This window comes from Clostridioides sp. ES-S-0123-01 (assembly GCF_020658415.1).
Taxonomy (GTDB): domain Bacteria; phylum Bacillota; class Clostridia; order Peptostreptococcales; family Peptostreptococcaceae; genus Clostridioides.
In genome coordinates this window covers 505,130-528,691 of sequence record NZ_JACVWD010000002.1, presented here as the reverse complement: position 1 = coordinate 528,691, position 23,562 = coordinate 505,130, and the positions used below count along the sequence as shown (strand labels likewise).

Below are 23,562 nucleotides of genomic sequence, written 5' to 3'. Positions count from 1 at the left end.
ACTAATGAAAATTAAAAACTAATAAAAAAAGTCTACAATTAAAAAGTTTATATTAAAAAAGTCTATATAAAAATCTATCTAAATATTTAACTATTGAGCTTTTCTTATATAACATATATTTTTGTGCCAAAAATATATTTGTTATAGGAGGAAAGCTTTTTTTATTTTATTATTTGTGTATTATAATTAAAGTAATCCTAATATAAAACAATCTTTTTATAATTATTATTATGTATTTCAATGTAAATATATAAATAAGTAATGTTTTATATATATTTTAAAAATTAACTATATGTTAAAATATAGCTAAACTGATAATTTAGTAAATTAAATTCTAATGGGGGAAACTATGGTAAGTAAATTAAAAGAATTTCAACAGGAAATGATAAAATACACTGAAACAGTAGCTAGCGTGTTAGATGTAGATATTGAAATAGTTGATGATAGATTAATAAGAATTAGTGGCACAGGTCTGTATAAATCAAAAATAAATGAAAGCGTTGTTACTGAAGGTTTTCTTTATGATAAAGTTATACAGACAGGTCAGGAATTAGTCGTATTAGATATATGTGATAATCAGCTTTGTATAGAATGTTCCCATTACATGAAATGCCTAAATAAAGTAATAATAGCAGTTCCAATAAAATATAATAATCGTACTATAGGAGTAATTGGCGCTATTAGTACAGATAAAACTAAAAAAGTAGAAATAAGTGCAAAAATAGACAATTATTTGAAGTTTGTCAATCATATATGCGATTTAATTTCTATGAAGATAGAAGAACATGAAGTGTCAAAAAGTAGCAGTAGAAAAATGAACATGATGATAGAAATAATTGAAAATGTTGAAAAAGGTGTTGTTATATTAGATATAAATAGCAAAATATCTTATATAAACAATATTGCTTTGAAAAAATTAGATATTGGAAAAGATATAATAGAAAATACAGTAAAAATAGTATCTGTTGAATCTTCTTCAAATGGACATGAATTACTAGAAATTGATATTGATAACAAAATTTATAATATAAATGCCAAAATAATTCCTGTATATCCATATATAAATCAATATGACAAGATAATTATATTTGATAAGACATATATAAACCATAAAGGACATGGGAAAGTCAATAGTGGATGGGGAAATAGTGATATAGAGTCTATAATTGGGAACTCAGAATCAATGGTGAAAGTTAAAGAGAGAACTAAGAAATTAGCAAAGTCAAATTCAACAGTTCTTATAACTGGTGAAAGTGGTACAGGGAAAGAGCTAATTGCTAGAGCTATACATGCTGAAGGAAGTAGATGGAATAAGCCATTTATTGCTATAAACTGTGCTGCTATTCCAGAAAACCTTCTTGAAAGTGAGTTATTTGGCTATATAAAAGGTGCATTTAGTGGGGCTAGTAGTGGAGGTAAGGTTGGTAAGTTTGAACTTGCAAATGAAGGTGTCATATTTCTTGACGAAATGGGAGACCTATCTATGCCTTTACAAGCAAAGTTACTTAGAGTTTTGCAGGAAAGAAAATTTGCAAGAATTGGCTCAAATAAACTTATAGATTTAGATATAAGAGTAATTGCTGCAACGAATAAAAACTTACTTAAGTTGGTGAATGAAGGTAAGTTTAGAGATGATTTGTACTATAGGTTAAACGTAATTCCTATAAATTTGCCACCTCTTAGGGAAAGAAAAGATGATATTGAAACTATAATGATGAAATTTGTTTCCAAGTATTCTTTAGAATTAGATATAAAATTGAATCAAATAGAAAAAAATGTAATGAATATGTTGGTTAATTATAATTGGCCGGGAAATATAAGAGAATTAGAAAATGCAGTTGAATATATGATGAATTTAGTTGGAGAAGATGGAATAATCTATAAAGATATGCTTCCATTAGATATTTTGAACTATTATAATATTGAAGGAAATAGTTTTAAGAGTAATAATGAGGTAACAAAGTTTGAAGATGATATAGTCGGGGGAATAGTAGAAAACCAAGAAAAAATACTTTCAATTAAAGAATTGGAGTTAACTTACATACATAAGTTGTTAAATAAATATGGAAGAGATACAAAGACAAAAAAGAAAATAGCAAAAGATTTAGGGATAGGTTTAGCTACATTATACAGAAAACTAGAAGAGGAACAACAATAAATTAAACATAGAAAATAGTTTTAAATGTATGGTAATGTGATTTGTAGGTCAATAAAAATAAAGCCTCTATAATAGAAGTGTCACTAGAAGAGACTAATATAGTAATAATACTATATAAAAATAAAATTATAAGCTTGTAAGATATTGAGTAAGTATAAATAATAGAAAATAAAAGTTTGAGCTTATAAAGTACAAATATGTAAAACATAAAAATAACAGTATTATAGAAAGCTAAAATAAAAACATAAAATATAGAAGGTTATAACAATATAAATATAGAAGGTTATAACAATATAAATATAGAAGGTTATAACAATATAAATATAGAAGGTAAAAATAGTAATATACAAGACAAAATAACAGGCATATAGAAAAGTAAAAGCATAATAAAGGAAAATAAACACAAAGAAACGGTTTCTCGAAATGATAATTCTCGTATTGATAAAAATTTCCCAATATGAGAATTTTTTCTTTTATAAATCTTATTTTTCACACTCAGATTTTACAACATTTAAATAAATTTGAAAAAAGTATGTAATTCCAACATAAAAAAAATATTTTTAGAATAAATAATATTGGCACAGTAATTGCTTTATATAAAGACACAAAGATAAAAAATTAATAATGACATCGAAAAATTTGAAAGGGGAATATAAAATAAATGAGAGAAATAAAATGGAAATTAAATAACTTACCTAAAGCAGAGGAAAAAGAAAAAGGAATTGAATTTTTAAAGGACGAAGAAATTGCAAAAGCTAAAGCATTTCATGAGAGTTTTCCACAATATGAAAAAACTCCTTTAGTTAAATTAGATAACTTAGCAAAATTATTAGGAGTTAGCGGAATATATGTTAAAGATGAATCTTATAGATTTGGATTAAATGCATTTAAAGTTTTGGGTGGTTCTTACTCTATGGGTAAATACTTAGCTCAAAGATTAAATAAAGATATATCAGAGTTAGGATATGAAAAATTAACTTCAAAAGAAATAAAAGACCAATTAGGAGAAATAACTTTCTTTACAGCTACAGATGGAAATCATGGTAGAGGAGTTGCTTGGACAGCTAATAAATTAGGTCAAAAATCTGTTGTATTAATGCCAAAAGGTTCTTCTGAATTTAGATTAAATAAAATCAAGGGAGAAGGTGCAGATGCTAGTATAACAGACTTAAATTATGATGATGCAGTAAGATTAGCTAATGATTATGCAGAAGCTGATGACTATGGAGTAATGGTTCAAGATACAGCATGGGATGGATATGAAGAAATACCAGCATGGATAATGCAAGGATATGGAACTATGGCTAAAGAAGCTATAGAACAATTAAAAGAATATGGAGTAGATAGACCAACGCATGTATTTGTGCAAGCAGGAGTTGGTTCGCTTGCTGGTGCAGTTCAAGGATATGTTGCTTCAATATATGACGAATGCCCAATAACAGTAGTAGTAGAAGCTGATGAGGCAGATTGTTACTATAAATCAGCAGAAGCAGGAGATGGAAAACCAAGATTTGTAGGTGGAGATATGCCAACTATAATGGCAGGTCTTGCTTGTGGAGAACCAAATACTATAGGATTTGAAGTATTAAAAAATTATTCATCAGCATTCGTTTCAGCACCAGACTGGGTTTCTGCTAAAGGTATGAGAGTTTTAGGAAATCCTCTAAGAGGAGATGAAAAAGTAATCTCTGGAGAATCTGGAGCAGTTACAACTGGAGCATTAGTTTCAATACTTGAAAGTGAAGATTTAAAAGATTTAAGAGAGGCTTTGAAATTAGATGAAAACTCTAAAGTATTATTAATAAGTACAGAAGGAGACACTGACCCAGACAAATATAAAGATATAGTTTGGAATGGAGAATACCAAAGTAAATAAAAAATTTAAAATAAAAAATAAATAAAAGTTTAATAAGTGAAATATTAATAAGTAAATAAGTAAAATAACAATAAATAAAGTGAAACATCAATAAATTAAAAATTATATGGGGGAATATCAAAATGTTAAATGAAATAAGAAAAAAACAATTAACTGAAGTATGCCAAGATTTAATAAGAAATGCTAGTTATTCAGGCCAAGAAGAAAATGTAGTAAAGGCAATTGAAGAAAATTTTGCTATGCTAGGTTTTGACAGCTGGTCAAGAGATAGATATGGAAATATAATAGGATGCATAAAAGGAAACAAACCAGGGAAAAAAATATTATTTGATGGGCATATAGATACAGTTCCAGTTCCAGATGCAAGTAAGTGGAGTGTTCCTCCTTTTGAAGCAAGAATAGTAGATGGAAAAATATATGGTAGAGGAACTTCTGATATGAAGGGTCAAGTAAGTGCTATGATGGCGGCTGTTTCATACTTTGCAGAAGATACTAATAAAGACTTCGAAGGTGAATTATATGTAGCAGGAGTTGTTCATGAAGAAATATTTGAAGGAGTTTCAGCTAGAGAAATAAGTAAAGCTGTTAAACCTGATTATGTTGTAATCGGAGAATCTTCAGAACTAAACTTAAAGATTGGTCAAAGAGGTAGAGGAGAAATAGTTGTAGAAACTTTTGGTAAACCAGCTCACTCTGCTAACCCAGAAAAAGGTGTAAATGCAGTTTATAAAATGGCTAATGTAATTCAAAGAATACAACAATTAGTACCTCCAACTCATCCAGTTTTAGGTGATGGAATATTAGTTTTAACAGATATAAAATCTTCTCCATATCCAGGTGCATCAGTGGTGCCAGATTATTGTAAAGCTACTTTTGATAGAAGATTATTAGTTGGAGAAACAAGAGAAGGAGTACTAGCTCCAATACAAGCCTTATTAGATGAAATGATGAAAGAAGACTCAGAATTAAATGCAAAAGTTTCTTATGCATCTGAAAAAGCTGACTGTTATACAGGAAATACTATAGAAAGTGAAAGATTCTTCCCAGGTTGGTTATATGATGAAGATGATGAATTTGTTCAAGCAGCATACAAAGGATTAAAAGAAGCTGGAATAGATTCAGAAATAACTCAATATTCATTCTGTACAAATGGAAGCCATTATGCAGGTGAGGCTGGGATAAGAACTATAGGATTTGGTCCTTCTAAAGAAAATCTTGCTCATACAATAGATGAACATATAGAGTTAGACCAATTATTCAAAGGTGCAGAAGGATATTATGGAATATTAAAATCAGTTTATAAAAAATAATTAGGAGATGGTTTTGTGAGAACTTTAATAAAACATGGGCTTATAGTAGATGGAAATAAAACACCAGCATATGAAGGGGATATTTTAATAGAAAACGAAAAAATATTAAAAATATCACAGGATTTAAACGAAGAAGCTGACAAAGTTATAGATGCAAAAGGTAGAGTTATATGTCCAGGTTTCATAGATACTCATAGCCATTCAGACCTAGTGATTTTGGTTAATCCATATAATGAGGTAAAGATTAGACAGGGAATTACAACAGAAGTGTTGGGCCAAGATGGAATATCTATGGCCCCTCTACCTCAAGAGCATATATCTTCTTGGAGAAAAAATTTAGCAGGCCTAGATGGTGAAAGTGATGAAATTGATTGGAAATATGAAACAACAGAAAACTATTTAAAAATGATGGATGAAAATGGAGTAGGGTTAAATGAAACCTATTTAGTACCTCATGGAAATGTAAGAATGGAAGCAATGGGGCTTGAAGATAGACCTGCCACTAAAGAGGAAATTCAAAAGATGTGTGAAATCACAGAAAGAGAATTAAAGGCAGGAGCTATAGGATTATCAACTGGACTTATATATATACCTTGTGCGTATTCATTGACAGAAGAAATTATAGAGATGTGTAAAGTAGTAGCAAAATACGATGGAGTATTTGTGGTTCATCAAAGAAGTGAAGCAGATACAATTTTAACATCAATGGAAGAAATTATAGAAATTGGAAAGCAATCAGGAGTAAAAGTTCACTTCTCACACTTTAAGGTTTGTGGTAAATCAAATTGGAAGTATATACCTCAAGTTATAGAACTTTTAGAAAAAGCAGAAAAAGAAGGTATAAGAGTATCATTTGACCAATATCCTTATGCAGCTGGAAGTACAATGCTTGGAGTAGTTTTACCTCCATGGGCACATTCAGGAGGAACTGATAAATTAATAGAAAGATTAAGTGATGAAAACGAAAGAGCAAAAATGAAAAAAGATATAGCAAATGGAATCGAAGGTTGGGATAACTTTATAGAATTTGCTGGAATAGACCAAATCTTTGTAACAAGTGTAAAGACAGAAAAAAATCAAGATACAATTGGTAAGAGCCTACTAGAAATTGGAAAGATGAGAGGTAAAGACCCGTTAGATGCAACGTTTGATTTATTGAAAGAAGAAGAAAATGCAGTTGGAATGGTAGATTTCTATGGATTAGAAGAACATATAATAGGTTTTATGAAAAGAGACGAGCAAAATGTATGTACAGATGGTCTTTTAGCAGGTAAGCCACATCCAAGAGCATATGGTTCTTTCCCTAAAATACTAGGAAGATATGTTAGAGAATTAAATGTACTAACAGTTGAAGAAGCTGTTTATAAAATGACTAAAAAAGCAGCAGTAAGCTTTAGTATAAAAGATAGAGGTGAACTAAAAGAAGGATATTTTGCAGACTTAGTTATATTTGACAAGGATACTGTTAGTGGATGTGATGATTTTATCAATTCCATGCAATATCCGACAGGTATAGATTATGTAATTATAAATGGAAATTGTGTTGTTGAAGAAGGAAAATACAATAAAATTAAAGCAGGAAAAGTACTTAAAAATTAAATCTTAGCTTTAAGGAGGAATAAATTTATGATTTTAGTGGGGAATGGGAGGCTAATAAGCCAAGATTCTTTAAATCCCTATATGGAAGATGGATGTGTTGTAATAAATGACAATCTGATTGAAGATATAGGTACTACTGAGGAAATGAAAGCGAAATATCCAGGACATGAATTTATAGATGCAGGCAAGAAGATAATCATGCCTGGTCTAATAAATTCACATATGCATATATACAGTTCATTTGCTAGAGGTATGGCAGTTCCAGGAAAACCATCTGAAAATTTTTTAGAAATATTAAACAATTTATGGTGGAGACTTGATAAACAACTTACACTAGAAGATACAAAATACAGTGCATATGCAACTTATATAGAATGTATAAAAAATGGTGTCACAACAGTTTATGACCATCATGCAAGTCCAAATGCAATTGAAGGTAGTTTATTTACAATATCAGATGTTGCAAAAGATTTGGGAATAAGAACATGCCTTTGTTATGAGGTATCTGATAGAGATGGTGGAGATACAATACAACAAGGTATCAATGAAAATGTAAATTTCATAAAATATGCTCAAAAAGATGATACAGACATGATAAAGGGAATGTTTGGTCTTCATGCTGCATTTACATTGTCTGATGATACATTAAATAAGTGTGCCTCAGAAATGGCTGGTATTGATACAGGTTATCATGTACATGTTGCTGAAGGATTAGCAGACTTACAATATAATGTAGATAAATATGGAAAAAGAGTTTTAGAAAGATTTAATGATTTTGGTGTTCTAAAAGAAAAGACTATAGCAGTTCATTGTATATATATAAGTACAGATGAAATCAATCTTTTAAATAAAACAAATACATTTGTAGTTCATAATCCAGAATCTAATATGGGAAATGCAGTTGGATGTTCTCCTGCAATAGAATTACTAAAAAGAGGTGTTACAGTAGGTCTAGGAACTGACGGATACACTAGTGATATGTTTGAATCGTTAAAGGTTGCTAATATAATTCATAAACACCACTTAAGTGACCCAAGAGTTGGATTTGGAGAATCACAAACAATGTTATTTGATAACAATAAAAAAATAGCAAAGGCTTATTATAAAAATGACCTAGGCATACTTAAAAAAGGTGCTTATGCGGATGTCATAGTAGTTGATTATACACCACATACTCCATTGACAGAAAACACAATAGGGGGACACATCATATTTGGAATGAGTGGAAGAAGCGTGGATACAACTATTATAAATGGAAAAGTACTTATGAAAGACAGAAAATTGGTAAACATTGATGAAGAAAGTATTCTAGCTAAGAGTAGAGAACTAAGTCAGAACCTATGGAATAGAATCTAAATAATTGATAATGACATACAAGTAAGAGACAAGAATATAAGTGTTAAAAATAAAACTTAGACAAAAGTAGAATTTAAATGAAGTATATAGATAAAAAATATATGGAATAGAATATTAAACTAAATATAGAAGGGAGACCCAACATGTCTCAAAATGAAAGCCCTAAAATAGCTCCAGTAGATGAAAGGTTACCTGTATCCAAATCCTGGGTATTTTCACTACAGCACGTTTTAGCAATGTGTGCAGGAGCGGTAGCAGTTCCTATGATGATAGGAAGTGCTGCACGACTAGATCATGCTAGTATTGTTTTTTTAATAAATGCTTGCTTGTTTATGGCAGGTATAGGAACACTCATACAAAGTGTTGGTATAGGAAATATTGTAGGCGCTAAAATACCAGTAATTGAAGGAACTAGTTTTGCCGCTGTGGCAGGTATGACAGCAATAGCCTCATCATATAGTGATTCTCAAGTTGCAATACAGACAGTATTTGGCTCTGTAATAGTAGCTGGACTATTTTGTATATTACTTGCTCCAGTATTTGAAAAACTAATAAGATTCTTCCCTAGTGTAGTTACTGGAACAGTTGTTATGGTAATAGGTATTTCACTATTCCCAGTTGGGATAAAGTGGATAACTGACAACAAATTGGAAGCGGTTGAACCAAACTCATTAGCATTAGCTTTAGCAGTATTGGCGATAACTTTACTTTCATTTAAGTTCTTAAAAGGAATTTGGAATAGTACAGCGATATTGGTAGGTATAGTACTTGGTACATTACTTTCTATGGCAGTTGGAATGGCTGATTTTAGTGCAGTAAGTGGAGTTGGTTGGCTTAACTTAAATGTACCTTTAAAATTTGGAATGCCTAGATTTGAACCATCTGCAATATTATCATTATGCTTAATTATGTTAGTACTTATGACAGAATCAGTTGGTAATATGATAGCTATTCACGAAATGGTAGACAAAGAGGTAACTGGTAAAAATATTAAAAGAGGTCTATTTGGAGATGGAATATCTACAGCTTTATCTGGAATATTCAATTCATTTCCAATAACTCCGTTTGGTCAAAATACAGGAATTGTTGGACTTACAGGTATAAAATCAAGATTTATTGCAGTTTATGCAGGGGTAATATTGCTAGTACTTGGTTTCTTACCAAAGTTTGCAGCAATAATAGGAGCAATACCTAAGCCTGTTCTTGGTGGAGTAGGATTTGCAATGTTTGGAATGGTAATGGTTGGAGGAGTAAAAACTCTAAGTAAAGTAAAATTTGATGGAACTAAAAATGGAGTGATAGTAGCAGTTAGTGTTGGGTTATCTATGATACCACTGACAAATCCTGATTTCTATCATAATTTTCCAACTTGGGTGCAAACGATATTCCACAGTGGAATAACAACAGGAAGTTTATCAGCAGTACTTTTGAATATCTTCTTCAATGAATTAGGTTCAAAAAAGGAAAAAGCTCCTAAGACTGAAGAAGCAAAATAGGAAGAAATAAATGAAAAGCAACATATATAAAAGAGTATCTAAGCTAAATATTAAAAAATATATTTAATTAAGGGAGAGATAATAATATGGCTAATTTAAAAGTTAATTTATATGGAATGGAATTCTTAAATCCAGTTATGACAGCGGCAGGTCCTGGAGCAAAAGATGGTGATCTCTGTCAAGAGGCAGCAAAAGGTGGAGCAGGAGCTATATGTACAAAAACTATATCTGTATTACCAGCAGATGTACCAAGACCATGTATGGCAAAAACTAACAGTGGTTTCTTAAATACAGAATTATGGTCAGAGCTTCCAAAAGAACAATGGATAGAAGAAGAATACAAAAAAGTAAAAGCAGCAGGTCTTCCAGTAATAGTAAGTATGGGATATTCAGCAGAACAAATAGCTGAGGTTGCACCTTTAGTAAAACCTTACGCAGATGCAGTTGAATTATCAACTCATTATGTAGGCACAGATGTTGCTCCAATAGTAAATGCTTTAAAAGCTGCAAAAGCTGTTTTAGATGTACCAGTATTTATGAAAATGAGTCCTCATACTGATATTCAAACTATTGCAAAAGCTGTTGAAGAAGCAGGAGCAGATGGACTTGTAATGATAAACTCATTTGGACCATGTATGGCAATAGATGTAAACACAGGATACCCTATAATGGGAAGTAAAGCAGGATATGGATGGTTATCAGGAGCTCCTATAAGACCATTAGCAATAAGATGTATATATGAAGCTTCTCAAGTTGTAAATATACCAATTATAGGTGTTGGTGGAATAACTTGTGGAAAAGATGTAGCTGAAATGATGATGGCAGGAGCAAGTGCTGTTCAAGTATGTACAGAAGCAATCCTTAAAGGACCTTCTATATATGGAAAAATTGCTAAAGAATTAAATGATTTCTTAGATGAAAATGGATATGCTGATGTTAATGAAATCAAAGGATTAACTCATAAGAAAATGGCAGCTAGAGGATTTAGAACTCATGCAGTGGCTCCAGTTGTAGATGGTAATAAGTGTATCAAATGTAAACAATGTGTAACAAGCTGTGTATATGAAGCTTTAGAAGTGACAGATAAATTAAATATAGATGTGGATAAGTGCTTTGGTTGTGGATTATGTGTAACTAGATGTCCAAAAGGTGCTTTAAGTATTTGCTACAATCAAGTAGAAGCTGTTAATGAATAATAATTATATAGAATTTTAGTAATTAACTTAGAGTAATAAATATATTAAGATAATAAAATATATTAGATAAGCAAGTTTATACATTAATAATACAACGTGAAGTTAATAATCTTATGACGTTGATTTAACTAAACATTAGTTTAATTAAATATCATTTTAATTAAATATTAATTTAATTAAATAATGGTTTAATCTAAATATAAATTTACTGTGTATAAGTGCTCTAATCAAATTACTTTAAGTTAATTTCTTCAGATAAAATAAATTGATACGTTATAAGTAAGGTGGAGTCTATATGGGAATTGTTTTAAAAGGTGGGAAAGTAGTAACAAGTGAAAAAACTTACTGTGCAGATGTAAGAATAGAAAATGAGAAAATAGTTGATATAGGTGTTGATATATCAAAAGAAAATGATGAAGTAGTTGATGTTAGTGATTCTTATATTATACCAGGAGGTATAGATACACACACTCACTTTGATTTAGATACAGGAACTACTAAGACAGCAGATAATTTTGAAACAGGAACAAAAGCTGCAATAGCTGGAGGTACTACTACTATCTTAGATTTTGCTACACAATCTAGAGGTTGTTCTTTAAAAGAAGGATTAGATGAATGGCATGAAAAAGCTAGAGATAAATCTTATTCAGACTATGGTTTTCACATGGCTATAACAGATTGGAATGCTTCAGTTTGTAATGAAATGGAAGACATAGTGAAAGAGGGAGTATCTTCATTTAAATTGTATATGGCATATAAAGGAAGCCTTCAAGTTGATGATGGTGTCATCTTTGAAGCTTTGAGAAAAGCAGAAGAGGTAGGAGGGATTATTGGATTCCATTGTGAAAATGGGGATATAATATGTGAACTTGTGGATAAAGCAAAAGCAGAAAATAATCTATCTCCAAAATATCATCAATTAACTAGACCAGCTATATTAGAAGCAGAAGCAACTTCAAGACTGATGAAGATAGCAGAAGTGGCAAATTCTAAGGTGTACGTTGTTCACCTAAGTTGTAAAGAATCTTTGGAAGAAATTCTAAAAGCTAAACAAAGAGGAGTAGATGTGATAGTTGAAACTTGTCCTCAATACCTTCTATTAAGTGATGAATTATATGATTTAGAAGGATTTGAAAGTGCTAAATATGTAATGTCACCACCTTTAAGGGATAAAGAAAATAATGAAATTTTATGGAATGCTATTTTAAATAATCAAATAGATACTATAGGTACAGACCACTGTTCTTTTAATTATAGGGGGCAAAAGGAACTTGGAATAAACGATTTCAGTAAAATTCCTAATGGTTCGCCAGGGGTGGAACATAGGATGAGTCTTTTATACACATATGGAGTCTGTAAAAATAAAATATCTATCAACAAGATGGTAGAAGTAACATCGACTAATGCCGCCAAACTGTTTGGAATGTATCCTGAAAAAGGAACTATAGAAATAGGTAGTGATGCAGATATATTAGTTTTAAATCCAAATAAAAAATCTAAAATAGAAGCAAAAAAACAATTACAAAATGTAGATTATACGCCTTATGAAGGTTATGAAGTAAATTGTCAAATAGAACATGTTTATTTAAGAGGAAAAGAAGTTGTTAGAGAGGGAGAATTAATTTGTAATACTCCAAGTGGGAGATATATAAAAAGGCGTCTAACAGAGGGGGCTAGAGAATGGTAGAATTTATATTAAATGGAGAGAAAGTTGTTGCAAAAGAAGGCAAAAAACTTTTAGACTTCCTTAGAGAAGATATGAATATAACTTCAGTTAAAAATGGATGTTCAGAAGGTGCTTGCGGAACTTGTATGGTCATAATAGATGGTAAAGCAACTAAAGCATGTGTATTTAAAACTGATAAATTAGCTGGGAAAAATATAACAACTATAGAAGGATTATCAGAAAGAGAAAGAGATGTTTTTGCATATTCTTTTGCCAGCCAAGGAGCTGTTCAATGTGGATTTTGCATCCCAGGTATGGTAATTAGTTCAAAAGCGCTTATAGACGTTAATAATAATCCTACTGAAGATGACATAAAAAAAGCTTTAAAAGGTAATATATGTAGATGTACAGGTTATGTAAAAATAATTAAAGCTGTGAGTTTGGCAGCAAAGATATTTAGAGAAGATATAGATGTGCCAAAAGTAAACTGCAAAGGTCTAGTTGGTGAAAGTCTTCATAGAGTTGATGCAGTAGGCAAAACACTTGGATACTCTGAATATGTAGATGATATAAGATTAGAAGGTATGATTTATGGTTCAGCAGTTAGAGCTAAATATCCAAGAGCATTAGTTAAAAAGATAGATATAGAAGAAGCAAAAGCTTACCCAGGAGTTGTTGCAGTTCTTACAGCTAAAGATATTCCAGGAACTATAAAAGTAGGTCACTTAAAGAAAGATTGGGATACTTTAATTCCAGAAGGTGAAATAACTAGATACTTAGGAGATGGAATAGTTTTAGTAGCAGCAGAAACTAGAGAAGCATTAGAAGAAGCGAAAAAACTAGTTAAGATAGATTATGAAGAATTGACACCTTTAAGTACTACAGCAGAGGCTCTTAAAGAAGATGCTCCAAATATACATGAAACAGGTAATGTACTTGTTAAGGAACATTTAGTAAGAGGAAATGCTGAAGAAAAAATAAGGAACTCAAAATACGTTGTAACTAAAAAATACACTACACCTGCAACAGAACATGCATTTTTAGAACCTGAATGTGCAGTAGCAGGTCCTTATGAAGAAGATGGAGTAATAATTTACTCAACAGACCAAGGTGTGTTTGCTACTCAACATGAATGTGCAGATATGTTAGGATTACCACATGAAAAAGTAAGAGTGATAAATAAGATGGTAGGAGGCGGATTTGGTGGAAAAGAAGATATGAGTGTTCAACACCATGCAGCCTTACTTGCATACCACACAAAGAGATTTGTAAAAGTACAGCTTACTAGAAAAGAAAGTATAATTGTTCATCCAAAAAGACATGCTACAGAAATGGAATTTACAACAGCATGTGATGAAAATGGATATCTAACAGGTATGAAAGCAACTATAATATCTGATACAGGTGCTTATGCATCTCTTGGAGGACCAGTATTGCAAAGATTATGTACTCATGCAGCAGGACCATACAATTATCAGGATATTGATATAACTGGAACAGCAGTATATACTAATAATCCTCCTGGAGGAGCATTTAGAGGTTTTGGAGTTACACAAAGCTGTTTTGCTACAGAATGTAATCTAAATTTACTTGCTGAAATGGCTGGAATATCACCTTGGGAAATAAGATATAAAAATGCAATAAGACCTGGTCAAGTTTTACCAAATGGTCAATTTGCAGATGAAGGAACAGCAATGGCAGAAACATTAGAAGCTGTAAAAGAAGAGTATGAAAAACACCCACGTGCAGGTATAGCTTGTGCAATGAAAAATAGTGGTGTAGGAGTTGGGATACCTGATGTGGGAAGATGTAGACTGGTAATAAAAGATGGTAAAGTTCATATAAGAACAAGTGCCTCTTGTATAGGTCAAGGTCTTGGTACGGTTATGACTCAAGTAGTTTGTGAAACTGCAAATTTACTACCTGAAAACATAGTGCATGAAGTTCCAGATACTCACTTGACACCAGATTCTGGTAATACTACAGCTTCAAGACAGACAGTATTTACAGGGGAGGCTACTAAGGTTGCAGCAATTAAATTAAAAGAAGCTTTAGCAACTGGAAAAGCATTATCTGATTTAGAGGGAGAAGAATTTTACGGAGAATATGCAAGTGTTACAGACAAAATGGGTTCTGATAAAGAAAATCCAGTAAGCCATGTAGCTTATGGATATGCAACACAAGTTGTAATGCTAGATGAAAATGGAAAATTAGAAAAAGTAGTAGCAGCACATGATGTAGGAAGAGCTATAAACCCAATCAGTTTAGAGGGACAAATAGAAGGTGGAGTTGTTATGGGTCTTGGATATGCCTTAACAGAGGATTACCCAGTAGTCAACTCTGTACCTACAGCTAAATTTGGTACATTAGGCTTATTTAAATCTACAGATATACCAGAAATACAAGCCGTAATAGTTGAAAAAAACAAAGATTTATTGGCATATGGTGCAAAAGGAGTAGGAGAGATTTGTACAGTTCCCACTGCACCAGCAGTGCAAAATGCCTATTATGTATTTGATAAAGAGTTTAGAACTGAACTACCACTTCAAAATACGCCATATAGTAAAAAAAAATAACAAAAAAATAAATATTAAATAAAAAAAATCAATTAAATTGTAAATAAAAAAAACCCTTTTGCATAAGGTATATTTTAAATGATAGAATATACATATACAGGAGGGTTTTTCTTTTATAAAATAAGTTTAATAAAATTGAGAGGTGAGCAAAATGAATTTTAATAATAGTCTAGAGTTAACTCAGTCTCAGAAGCTAATCATGACTACACAACTTAAGCAATCATTATCAATATTAAATATGAGTAAGTTGGAGTTAGAAGAAGAGATTAAAAGGGAAGCAGAGAATAACCCATTAGTCGAAGTTGAGAAAAGTGGGGAGATAAATTGGGAAGAATATATAAAAGATATGGAAAAATCAAGACGTTTAGATAGAACAGAAATAAGTTATAACCCTGACAATGAAGTTAATCTAGAAAATTTAGTTAAATATTCGTCAAATTTATATGAGGATTTGAAGTTTCAGATAAGCTTATATAAGCTAACAGATAAACAAATGGAAGTCTGTGAGTATATAATTGATAGCTTAGATGAGGACGGATATTTGAGAACTGAGGAAAAAGTAATTGTTGATACTTTAAAGATAGATGAAGAACTTTTTGAAAAATGCTTGATTAGTGTTCAGCAGTTGGAACCTAGTGGAGTAGGTGCAAGAAGTCTTTCAGAATGTCTGATGATTCAAATGGCAAGCTTAGGAATATATAATGAAATTTTAGAGGAAATCGTTACAAAAGACTTAAATTTAATTGCAAATAATAAATATAAAGAGATAAGCAAGAAGTACAATATGTCACTACAAAAATGCGTTGAACTAATAAATATAATTAAAACATTAGACCCTAAGCCAGGAAGAACCTGTTCAGTAGAAAAAAGTGTATATATACAACCAGATGTAACAGTTGAAAAAATTGATGATGAATTTATTGTGTATTTAAATGAAAAAGACTCCTATCAAATAAAAATAAACAGTTATTATAAAGACATACTAAAAAATTCACAGTCTGACGAAAGTGCAAAAGAATTTATAAAAGAAAGACTAAATTCGGCAACAGGGCTTATGAAAAATATAGAAAGTAGAAAGACTACAGTACTTAAAATTGCAGAAGAAATAGTAAAAGCTCAAGATGAGTTTTTGAGAAAAGGAACAAAATATATAAAGCCCTTAAAAATGAAAGACATAGCAGAAAAATTAGATTTTCATGAATCTACTATAAGTAGAGGTGTAAATGGGAAATATATGCTGACACCTTTTGGAGTATATGAATTTAGGTACTTTTTCAGTAGTGCTATTGAAACTGAAAATCATGAAATGGCATCTAGTACAAGCATAAAAAAAATTATAAAGGAAACAATAAAAGACGAAAATAAAAAGAAACCTTTAAGTGATGACCATATATCTAAGCTATTAAAAGAAAAAGGAATCAATGTTGCAAGAAGAACAGTTGCCAAGTATCGTGAAGAATTAGGAATTTTGTCTTCAAGTAAGAGAAAAGAATATTAGTGAAAAGAGAAAGAAGTATCAGTAAAATGAGGGGAAATGCTAATTAAAATACAAATGAGCATTATACAAATGAATTTAAGTATTGGAAAGAAAAGTATTAGAAAGAAAATTAAATATTAGGAAAAATCAGGAATTAGAACGATAACTAGAGTCAAAAAAATACAGAGATAAATAAACTGTTATTGTTAATTTTAAGAGCACAAAAATAAAAACATAAAGTATAAAAACAAAGACATATAGAATCTATCAGAGTAGAACATACAAGATTGAGTCAAAAATATTAGAATAAAAACCAAAAAATATATGGAAAAAATATTATATAAAAAATAAAAAATACTGTACTTTGAAAATGGTGGAGAAATTGCTATAAAACAAAAAAATAAAAAAGTTTTTGAAAAACTATTGAAATCTATACGCAAATCCTATAAAATAAAATTATCTTGTGGGACTTAAATAAACACTAGGGACAAAAAAAGTCCCTAAAGGAAAGCAATAAGGAGTATGTTATGAAGAACTTATTAGAAATTCAAAAGAAACTAATTCCACAGGCAATTGAACTTATGGAAAGAAGATACTCTATTTTAAGACAAATATCTTTAAGTGAACCAATAGGTAGAAGAACTTTATCAAATGTATTAGAAATTAGTGAAAGAATAATTAGGTCAGAAACAGAGTTTTTAAAAGAACAAGGACTTATAGATGTTGCTGTATCTGGAATGACTATCACTAAAGAAGGTTCTGATTTATTAGATAAACTTAAAGACATCATGAGTGACATCATGGGGTTGTCTAAGTTACAAGATAGGGTCAGAGAAAAGCTTGGAATAAAAAAGGTAATACTAGTTCCTGGAAGCTGTGATGAAAATGGAAGCTTATTAAAAGATGTAACTAGATATGGATGCGAGTATTTCTTAGGTATTTTAAAAGATGGAGATATAGTTTCAATAACAGGGGGAAGCACTATGTTAGAGTTTTCAAATGTTATTAAAACTGATAAGAGATATCCAAACTCTACAATAGTGCCAGCTAGAGGAAGTATGGGAACTGATGTAGAGATGCAGTCTAATAGTATAGTTGCTTCAGTAAGTAAGAAATTACACTCTAATTGCAAACTTTTACATATACCAGATGAATTGGACGAGAGTGCAATGAAAACTCTTAGCCAAGTGCCAGAGATTAAGACAACTTTGGAGTATATTAAAAGAACAGACATTTTAGTTTTCAGCATAGGTAGAGCAGATGTCATGGCAAAGAGAAGAAAACTTCCAGAAGATAAAGTTAACGAGATATTATCTAAAAATGCAGTTGGAGAAGCATTTGGATATTATTTCAACAAAGATGGAGAAATAGTTTATAAATTAAATACTGTTGGAATTGATTTAGAGACAGTTAAAGAAGTAAAAGAAACTATTGCAATCTTTGCAGGAACAGAAAAAGTAGAAGCCTTATTAGCCATATCAAATATGCATAAAAACATGGTTCTTGTAACAGATGAAGAAAGTGCTTATAAGATATTGTCATTATTATAAAAGTCGAAAACTAGCACAGAGCTAGACAACATACATTTACTTTATAGGAGGTAGCGAAAATGGTTAAAGTAGCTATAAATGGATTTGGAAGAATAGGAAGATTAGCATTAAGAAAAATGATGGAGCAACAAGATAAGTTTGAAGTTGTTGCAATAAACGACTTAACAGATGCTAAAATGTTAGCTCATTTATTTAAATATGATACAGCTCAAGGAAGATTTAACGGTGAAATAGAAGTTAAAGAAGGTGCTTTTATAGTAAACGGAAAAGAAATAAAAGTAACAGCAGAAAGAAATCCTGCTGACCTACCATGGGCTGAATTAGGAGTAGATATAGTATTAGAATGTACAGGATTCTTTACTTCTAAAGATAAAGCAGAAGCTCATATACAAGCAGGAGCTAAAAAAGTTGTTATATCTGCACCAGCAACTGGAGATTTAAAAACAATAGTATTCAACACAAACAGTGACATATTAGATGGTTCTGAAACAGTTATATCAGGAGCTTCTTGTACAACTAACTGTTTAGCTCCAATGGCTAAAGTATTAAATGATAAATATGGTATAGAAAAAGGATTAATGACTACTATACATGCATATACTAATGACCAAAATACTTTAGATGGTCCTCATCCAAAAGGTGATTTAAGAAGAGCTAGAGCTGCTGCTGGAAACATAGTTCCAAACACTACAGGAGCTGCAAAAGCAATCGGTTTAGTAATACCTGCATTAAAAGGAAAATTAGATGGAGCAGCACAAAGAGTACCAGTTGTAACTGGTTCAATAACTGAATTAGTTTGTACATTAGGAAAAAATGTTACAGTTGAAGAAATAAATGCAGCTATGAAAGAAGCTTCAAACGAATCTTTCGGATACACTGAAGAAATGTTAGTATCTTCTGATATAATCGGAATAAGCTACGGTTCATTATTTGACGCTACTCAAACAAAAGTTATGGAAGTAGATGGAAAACAATTAGTTAAAGTTGTTTCTTGGTATGATAATGAAATGTCTTATACTTCTCAATTAATAAGAACTTTAGGATACTTTGCACAATTAGCAAAATAGTCAGCTTTTAGAAAATAGAAAAGTAGATTGACAAAGTCCGAGTTTGTAGTTTAACACTACGGACTCTGGACTTTTTTTAAGAAAAAATATATAAAATACACCTAAATAATGTTACATACTATATATAAAAATATGATAATATGATATATTTAATAGGGTAAAAGTATGTACTATATTATACTTGGCAATAAAAAATTACTTTATTAAAAGGAGAGATATTTATGTCAATGCTAAACAAAAAAACTATAGAAGATATTGATGTGTGCGGGAAAAAAGTATTAGTGAGATGTGACTTTAATGTACCATTACAAGATGGTGTAATTACTGATGAAAATAGATTAAACGGAGCTTTACCAACAATTCAATATTTAATTTCTAAAGGAGCAAAAGTTATATTATGTTCTCATTTAGGAAAACCAAAGGGAGAAGCTAAACCAGAATTATCTTTAGCACCAGTTGCAAAGAGATTATCTGAAATGTTAGGTAAAGAAGTTGTATTTGCAGCAGATGATAATGTTGTAGGAGAAAATGCAAAAAAAGCTACTGAAAAAATGGAAAACGGAGATGTAGTGTTATTAGAAAATACTAGATATAGAAAAGAAGAAACTAAAAATGAAGAAAACTACTCTAAAGAATTAGCTTCACTTGCTGAAATATTTGTAAATGATGCATTTGGAACTGCTCATAGAGCGCATTGTTCAACAGTTGGAGCAGGAGAATTTTTACAAGAGAGAGTTTGCGGATACTTAATTCAAAAAGAATTAAAATTCTTAGGAGAAGCTGTTGCCAATCCTGTAAGACCATTTACAGCTATACTTGGGGGAGCTAAAGTTTCTGATAAATTAGCTGTTATAAATGAACTATTAGAAAAAGTTGATAATCTAATAATAGGTGGAGGAATGGCTTATACATTCTTAAAAGCTCAAGGTTATGAAGTAGGAACATCTTTACTTGAAATAGATAAAGTAGAATATGCAAAAGAAATGATGGAAAAAGCTAAGGCAAAAGGCGTTAACTTATTATTGCCAGTAGATGTTGTTATGGCAGACCACTTTGCACCAGATGCAACTCCAATAGTAACAGAAGATGCTAATGTAAAAGAAGATTATATGGGACTAGATATGGGACCTAAGACTATAGCAAACTTTGTAAAAGCCATAAAAGAATCAAAAACTGTAGTATGGAACGGACCAATGGGAGTATTTGAATTTGAAAACTTTGCAAATGGAACACTATCAGTAGCTAAAGCCATGGCAGAATTAACTGACGCAACTACTGTAATTGGTGGTGGTGATAGTGCAGCAGCAGTTAATCAATTAGGATTTGGTGATAAGATGACTCACGTATCAACAGGTGGAGGAGCATCACTAGAATTTTTAGAAGGTAAAGAATTACCAGGTATTGCAGCATTAGATAATAAATAAACTACTATATAGAGGAGATTGTAAAATGAGAAAACCTATAATTGCAGGAAATTGGAAAATGCATAAAACAATAAAAGAAGCTTTAGAATTTGTAAATGAAGTTAAAGGAAAAGTTAATGCTGATAAGGCAGAAGCTGTTATATGTGCACCATTTACTTTATTGAAGGATTTAAAAGAAGCTACTAAGGGTACAAATATAAAGATAGGTGCTCAAAACATGCACTTTGAAGAAAAAGGAGCATTTACAGGAGAAGTTTCACCTCTTATGTTAAAAGAAATAGATATGGACTATGTTATAATAGGACATTCAGAAAGAAGACAGTATTTCAATGAAACTGATGAAACTGTAAACAAAAAAGTTTTAAAAGCTTTAGAAGTAGAAATAGACCCAATACTATGTGTTGGTGAAACTTTAGAGCAAAGAGAAGCTGGAAAAACTAAAGATGTTTGTAAAGTTCAAGTTGAAAAAGCTTTAGAAAATGTTCTTAAAGATGATTTAGCAAAAGTAGTTGTTGCATATGAGCCAATTTGGGCTATTGGAACTGGTAAAACTGCAACTGCTGAAGATGCTAATGATGTTATATCTTATATAAGAGAAGTTATAAAAGGATTATATGGAGAATTAGCTAATGAAGTTAGAATACAATACGGTGGAAGTGTTAAACCTTCAAATGTAGCTGAAATAATGGGTCAAAGTGATATAGATGGAGCTTTAGTAGGTGGAGCTAGTTTAGCTGCTAATGACTATTTAGACCTTGTTAATTTCTAAGGAGTGAAATGATGAAAAAACCAGTTGCTTTAATTATTATGGACGGATTTGGATATAATAAGGAAGTTAAGGGAAATGCAATTGCTGAGTCCAAAACTCCTAATTTAGACAGAATAATGAAAGAATATCCAAACACATTAATAAATGCTAGTGGTCTTGATGTTGGTCTACCTGATGGTCAAATGGGAAATTCAGAAGTTGGCCATACTAATATAGGTGCAGGTAGAATTGTATATCAAGATTTAACTAGAATAACAAAATCTATAAAAGATGGTGATTTTTTTAATAATAAAGTTTTATGTGAAGCTATGGACAATGCAAAAGAACATTCTCTTCATGTAATGGGTCTTTTGTCTGATGGTGGAGTACATTCACATATAGACCATCTTAAAGCTATAATCAAAATGGCAAAAGATAAAGGTGTAGAAAAAGTATATGTTCATGCATTTACTGATGGTAGAGATACGGACCCTCAAAGCGCATTGGAATATGCTAAGGAAGTACAAGCTAGTATGAATGAAATTGGAGTAGGTGAATTTGCTACAGTTTCTGGTAGATACTATGCAATGGATAGAGATAAGAGATGGGAAAGAGTAGAGCTTGCATACAATGCCATGGCTAGAGGTATTGGCGAAAAAGCAACTTCTATTGAAGAAGCTATTCAAAACTCTTATGATAATGGAAAAAATGATGAATTTATAATGCCAACAGTTATTGTTAAAGATGATAAAGCAGTTGGAAGTATAAAAGAAAATGATTCAATTATATTCTTCAATTTCAGACCAGATAGAGCAAGACAAATAACAAGAGCTTTAGTAAGTGAAGAGTTTGATGGATTTAAAAGAGAAGAAATTAAAAACTTCTTTGTATGTTTAACAGAGTACGATATAACTATAAAAGAAGTGCATATAGCATTTGGACCACAATCTTTAACTAATACTCTGGGTGAATATCTTGCGAAAAATGGAAAAACTCAATTAAGAGCTGCTGAAACTGAAAAATATGCGCATGTTACTTTCTTCTTCAATGGTGGAGTAGAAGAGCCAAACAAAGGTGAAGAGAGATTATTAATACCTTCTCCAAAGGTTGCAACTTACGACTTACAACCAGAGATGTCTGCATATGAATTAACAGACAAAGCTTTAGAAAAACTAGGAGAAGATAAGTTTGACTTTATAGTTTTAAACTTTGCAAACCCTGACATGGTAGGTCATACAGGAAATATTGAAGCAGCTATAAAGGCTGTTGAGACTGTAGATACTTGTGTAGGAAAATTAGTAGATAAAATAATAGAGCTAGGTGGAAGTGCAATAATAACTGCTGACCACGGAAATGCTGAATACATGTTAGACCCACAAACAGGAAAGACTGTAACAGCCCACTCTATTAATCCAGTACCATTTGTGGTTGTTGGACAAGAATTTGAAGGTGCAAAATTATTAGACGCAGGAAGATTATCTGATATAGCGCCAACTGTTTTAGATATGATGAAGTTAGAAAAACCAGAAGAAATGACTGGTCATTCACTTATTTCAAAATAGTTAAGCTTAATAAGTATTATCTATTAATCTAGTGCCATTTGAAATTTTTGCTAAAGAATTTGAATATGCAAAATTAGGTGCTAGAAATTTAATCAATAAGTTTATAAATTGAATTAATAAGTAGAATAGTAACTTATAATAAGGTAAACTTAAAAGTATTTCAGTCTAAGTGCATTTTATAAAGTTTAAATAAAATGATGTAAAAAATAATAATTAATATATATTATAAAATCAAAAATTATTAGAATCATTAGTTGTACATTTTGTGTTTCATGTTTTAAGTTTATCTGTATATTTATGTATTGAAGATTGATTTTGGCTAATAGATAAGTTAAAAATTATAAAAAATAAAATAAAAATAGAAACTTTTACAAATTTACCCATCAAATAAATTTGTATCTAATTTTCAAAAATAACTTTCTGTACTATAATATAATAAGTTGATTAAAACTAGTAGACGGATGTTTACAGTAAATGAAAATTTAACTAATAGAAAAATCG

The 23,562-nt window shown here is 30.9% G+C and carries 15 protein-coding genes; all 15 read left to right on the top strand.

From position 1 onward, the window contains the following. The first annotated feature begins 349 nt into the window (after nt 1-349). The 15 genes from IC175_RS05860 (at nt 350) to gpmI (ending at nt 23,061) form a co-directional block, all read left to right on the top strand. The gene (locus IC175_RS05860) at nt 350-2,158 is read left to right on the top strand and encodes a sigma 54-interacting transcriptional regulator (protein ID WP_227835115.1); all 1,809 of its coding nucleotides are present in this window, start codon (nt 350-352) and stop codon (nt 2,156-2,158) included. Nucleotides 2,159-2,819: 661 nt separating this feature from the next. Continuing rightward, nucleotides 2,820-4,034, top strand: coding sequence for a diaminopropionate ammonia-lyase (gene dpaL / locus IC175_RS05855; RefSeq protein WP_227851270.1), 1,215 nt, complete (start codon nt 2,820-2,822; stop codon nt 4,032-4,034). 122 nt (nt 4,035-4,156) lie between these two features. After that, the gene (locus IC175_RS05850) at nt 4,157-5,344 is read left to right on the top strand and encodes a YgeY family selenium metabolism-linked hydrolase (protein ID WP_227851269.1); all 1,188 of its coding nucleotides are present in this window, start codon (nt 4,157-4,159) and stop codon (nt 5,342-5,344) included. Nucleotides 5,345-5,359: 15 nt separating this feature from the next. Beyond that, nucleotides 5,360-6,943, top strand: a complete 1,584-nt coding sequence (locus IC175_RS05845; RefSeq protein ID WP_227481904.1) for an N-acyl-D-amino-acid deacylase family protein — start codon at nt 5,360-5,362, stop codon at nt 6,941-6,943. Between the two features lie 27 nt (nt 6,944-6,970). Continuing rightward, nucleotides 6,971-8,299, top strand: a complete 1,329-nt coding sequence (ssnA, locus tag IC175_RS05840; RefSeq protein ID WP_227851268.1) for a putative aminohydrolase SsnA — start codon at nt 6,971-6,973, stop codon at nt 8,297-8,299. Between the two features lie 143 nt (nt 8,300-8,442). Then, on the top strand, nt 8,443-9,795 hold the full coding sequence (locus IC175_RS05835) for a nucleobase:cation symporter-2 family protein (protein ID WP_227824441.1): 1,353 nt from the start codon (nt 8,443-8,445) through the stop codon (nt 9,793-9,795). An 86-nt stretch (nt 9,796-9,881) separates the two neighbouring features. Then, nucleotides 9,882-10,991, top strand: coding sequence for a 4Fe-4S binding protein (locus tag IC175_RS05830; protein ID WP_227851267.1), 1,110 nt, complete (start codon nt 9,882-9,884; stop codon nt 10,989-10,991). 295 nt (nt 10,992-11,286) lie between these two features. Then, nucleotides 11,287-12,678 (top strand): dihydropyrimidinase, encoded by a 1,392-nt coding sequence (hydA, locus tag IC175_RS05825; RefSeq protein ID WP_227851266.1) that lies wholly within the window; start codon nt 11,287-11,289, stop codon nt 12,676-12,678. Continuing rightward, complete coding sequence (xdh, locus tag IC175_RS05820; protein WP_227831559.1) at nt 12,672-15,233, top strand: selenium-dependent xanthine dehydrogenase; 2,562 nt, start codon at nt 12,672-12,674, stop codon at nt 15,231-15,233. Before hydA ends, xdh begins: the two co-directional genes overlap by 7 nt. Before the next feature lie 151 nt (nt 15,234-15,384). Further along, nucleotides 15,385-16,731 carry an RNA polymerase factor sigma-54 gene (gene rpoN, locus IC175_RS05815; RefSeq protein ID WP_227433771.1) on the top strand — a complete coding sequence of 449 codons (1,347 nt, stop codon included), beginning with the start codon at nt 15,385-15,387 and terminating at the stop codon, nt 16,729-16,731. A 506-nt stretch (nt 16,732-17,237) separates the two neighbouring features. Then, on the top strand, nt 17,238-18,260 hold the full coding sequence (locus IC175_RS05810; RefSeq protein ID WP_227433772.1) for a sugar-binding transcriptional regulator: 1,023 nt from the start codon (nt 17,238-17,240) through the stop codon (nt 18,258-18,260). A 59-nt stretch (nt 18,261-18,319) separates the two neighbouring features. Then, complete coding sequence (gene gap, locus IC175_RS05805; protein WP_227433773.1) at nt 18,320-19,327, top strand: type I glyceraldehyde-3-phosphate dehydrogenase; 1,008 nt, start codon at nt 18,320-18,322, stop codon at nt 19,325-19,327. Between the two features lie 221 nt (nt 19,328-19,548). Continuing rightward, on the top strand, nt 19,549-20,751 hold the full coding sequence (locus tag IC175_RS05800) for a phosphoglycerate kinase (RefSeq protein WP_227481909.1): 1,203 nt from the start codon (nt 19,549-19,551) through the stop codon (nt 20,749-20,751). A gap of 25 nt (nt 20,752-20,776) precedes the next feature. After that, nucleotides 20,777-21,520 carry a triose-phosphate isomerase gene (gene tpiA / locus IC175_RS05795; RefSeq protein ID WP_227433775.1) on the top strand — a complete coding sequence of 248 codons (744 nt, stop codon included), beginning with the start codon at nt 20,777-20,779 and terminating at the stop codon, nt 21,518-21,520. A gap of 11 nt (nt 21,521-21,531) precedes the next feature. After that, on the top strand, nt 21,532-23,061 hold the full coding sequence (gpmI, locus tag IC175_RS05790) for a 2,3-bisphosphoglycerate-independent phosphoglycerate mutase (RefSeq protein ID WP_413926637.1): 1,530 nt from the start codon (nt 21,532-21,534) through the stop codon (nt 23,059-23,061). Nucleotides 23,062-23,562: the final 501 nt, after the last annotated feature.

What these genes read in the sequence shown, in the direction of transcription:
- xdh (WP_227831559.1), top strand. Translation starts at nt 12,672, where the DNA reads ATGGTAGAATTTATATTAAATGGAGAGAAAGTTGTTGCAAAAGAAGGC.
- IC175_RS05835 (WP_227824441.1), top strand. Translation starts at nt 8,443, where the DNA reads ATGTCTCAAAATGAAAGCCCTAAAATAGCTCCAGTAGATGAAAGGTTA.
- dpaL (WP_227851270.1), top strand. Translation starts at nt 2,820, where the DNA reads ATGAGAGAAATAAAATGGAAATTAAATAACTTACCTAAAGCAGAGGAA.
- gpmI (WP_413926637.1), top strand. Translation starts at nt 21,532, where the DNA reads ATGAAAAAACCAGTTGCTTTAATTATTATGGACGGATTTGGATATAAT.
- IC175_RS05830 (WP_227851267.1), top strand. Translation starts at nt 9,882, where the DNA reads ATGGCTAATTTAAAAGTTAATTTATATGGAATGGAATTCTTAAATCCA.
- tpiA (WP_227433775.1), top strand. Translation starts at nt 20,777, where the DNA reads ATGAGAAAACCTATAATTGCAGGAAATTGGAAAATGCATAAAACAATA.
- rpoN (WP_227433771.1), top strand. Translation starts at nt 15,385, where the DNA reads ATGAATTTTAATAATAGTCTAGAGTTAACTCAGTCTCAGAAGCTAATC.
- IC175_RS05800 (WP_227481909.1), top strand. Translation starts at nt 19,549, where the DNA reads ATGTCAATGCTAAACAAAAAAACTATAGAAGATATTGATGTGTGCGGG.
- IC175_RS05810 (WP_227433772.1), top strand. Translation starts at nt 17,238, where the DNA reads ATGAAGAACTTATTAGAAATTCAAAAGAAACTAATTCCACAGGCAATT.
- hydA (WP_227851266.1), top strand. Translation starts at nt 11,287, where the DNA reads ATGGGAATTGTTTTAAAAGGTGGGAAAGTAGTAACAAGTGAAAAAACT.
- IC175_RS05860 (WP_227835115.1), top strand. Translation starts at nt 350, where the DNA reads ATGGTAAGTAAATTAAAAGAATTTCAACAGGAAATGATAAAATACACT.
- IC175_RS05850 (WP_227851269.1), top strand. Translation starts at nt 4,157, where the DNA reads ATGTTAAATGAAATAAGAAAAAAACAATTAACTGAAGTATGCCAAGAT.
- ssnA (WP_227851268.1), top strand. Translation starts at nt 6,971, where the DNA reads ATGATTTTAGTGGGGAATGGGAGGCTAATAAGCCAAGATTCTTTAAAT.
- gap (WP_227433773.1), top strand. Translation starts at nt 18,320, where the DNA reads ATGGTTAAAGTAGCTATAAATGGATTTGGAAGAATAGGAAGATTAGCA.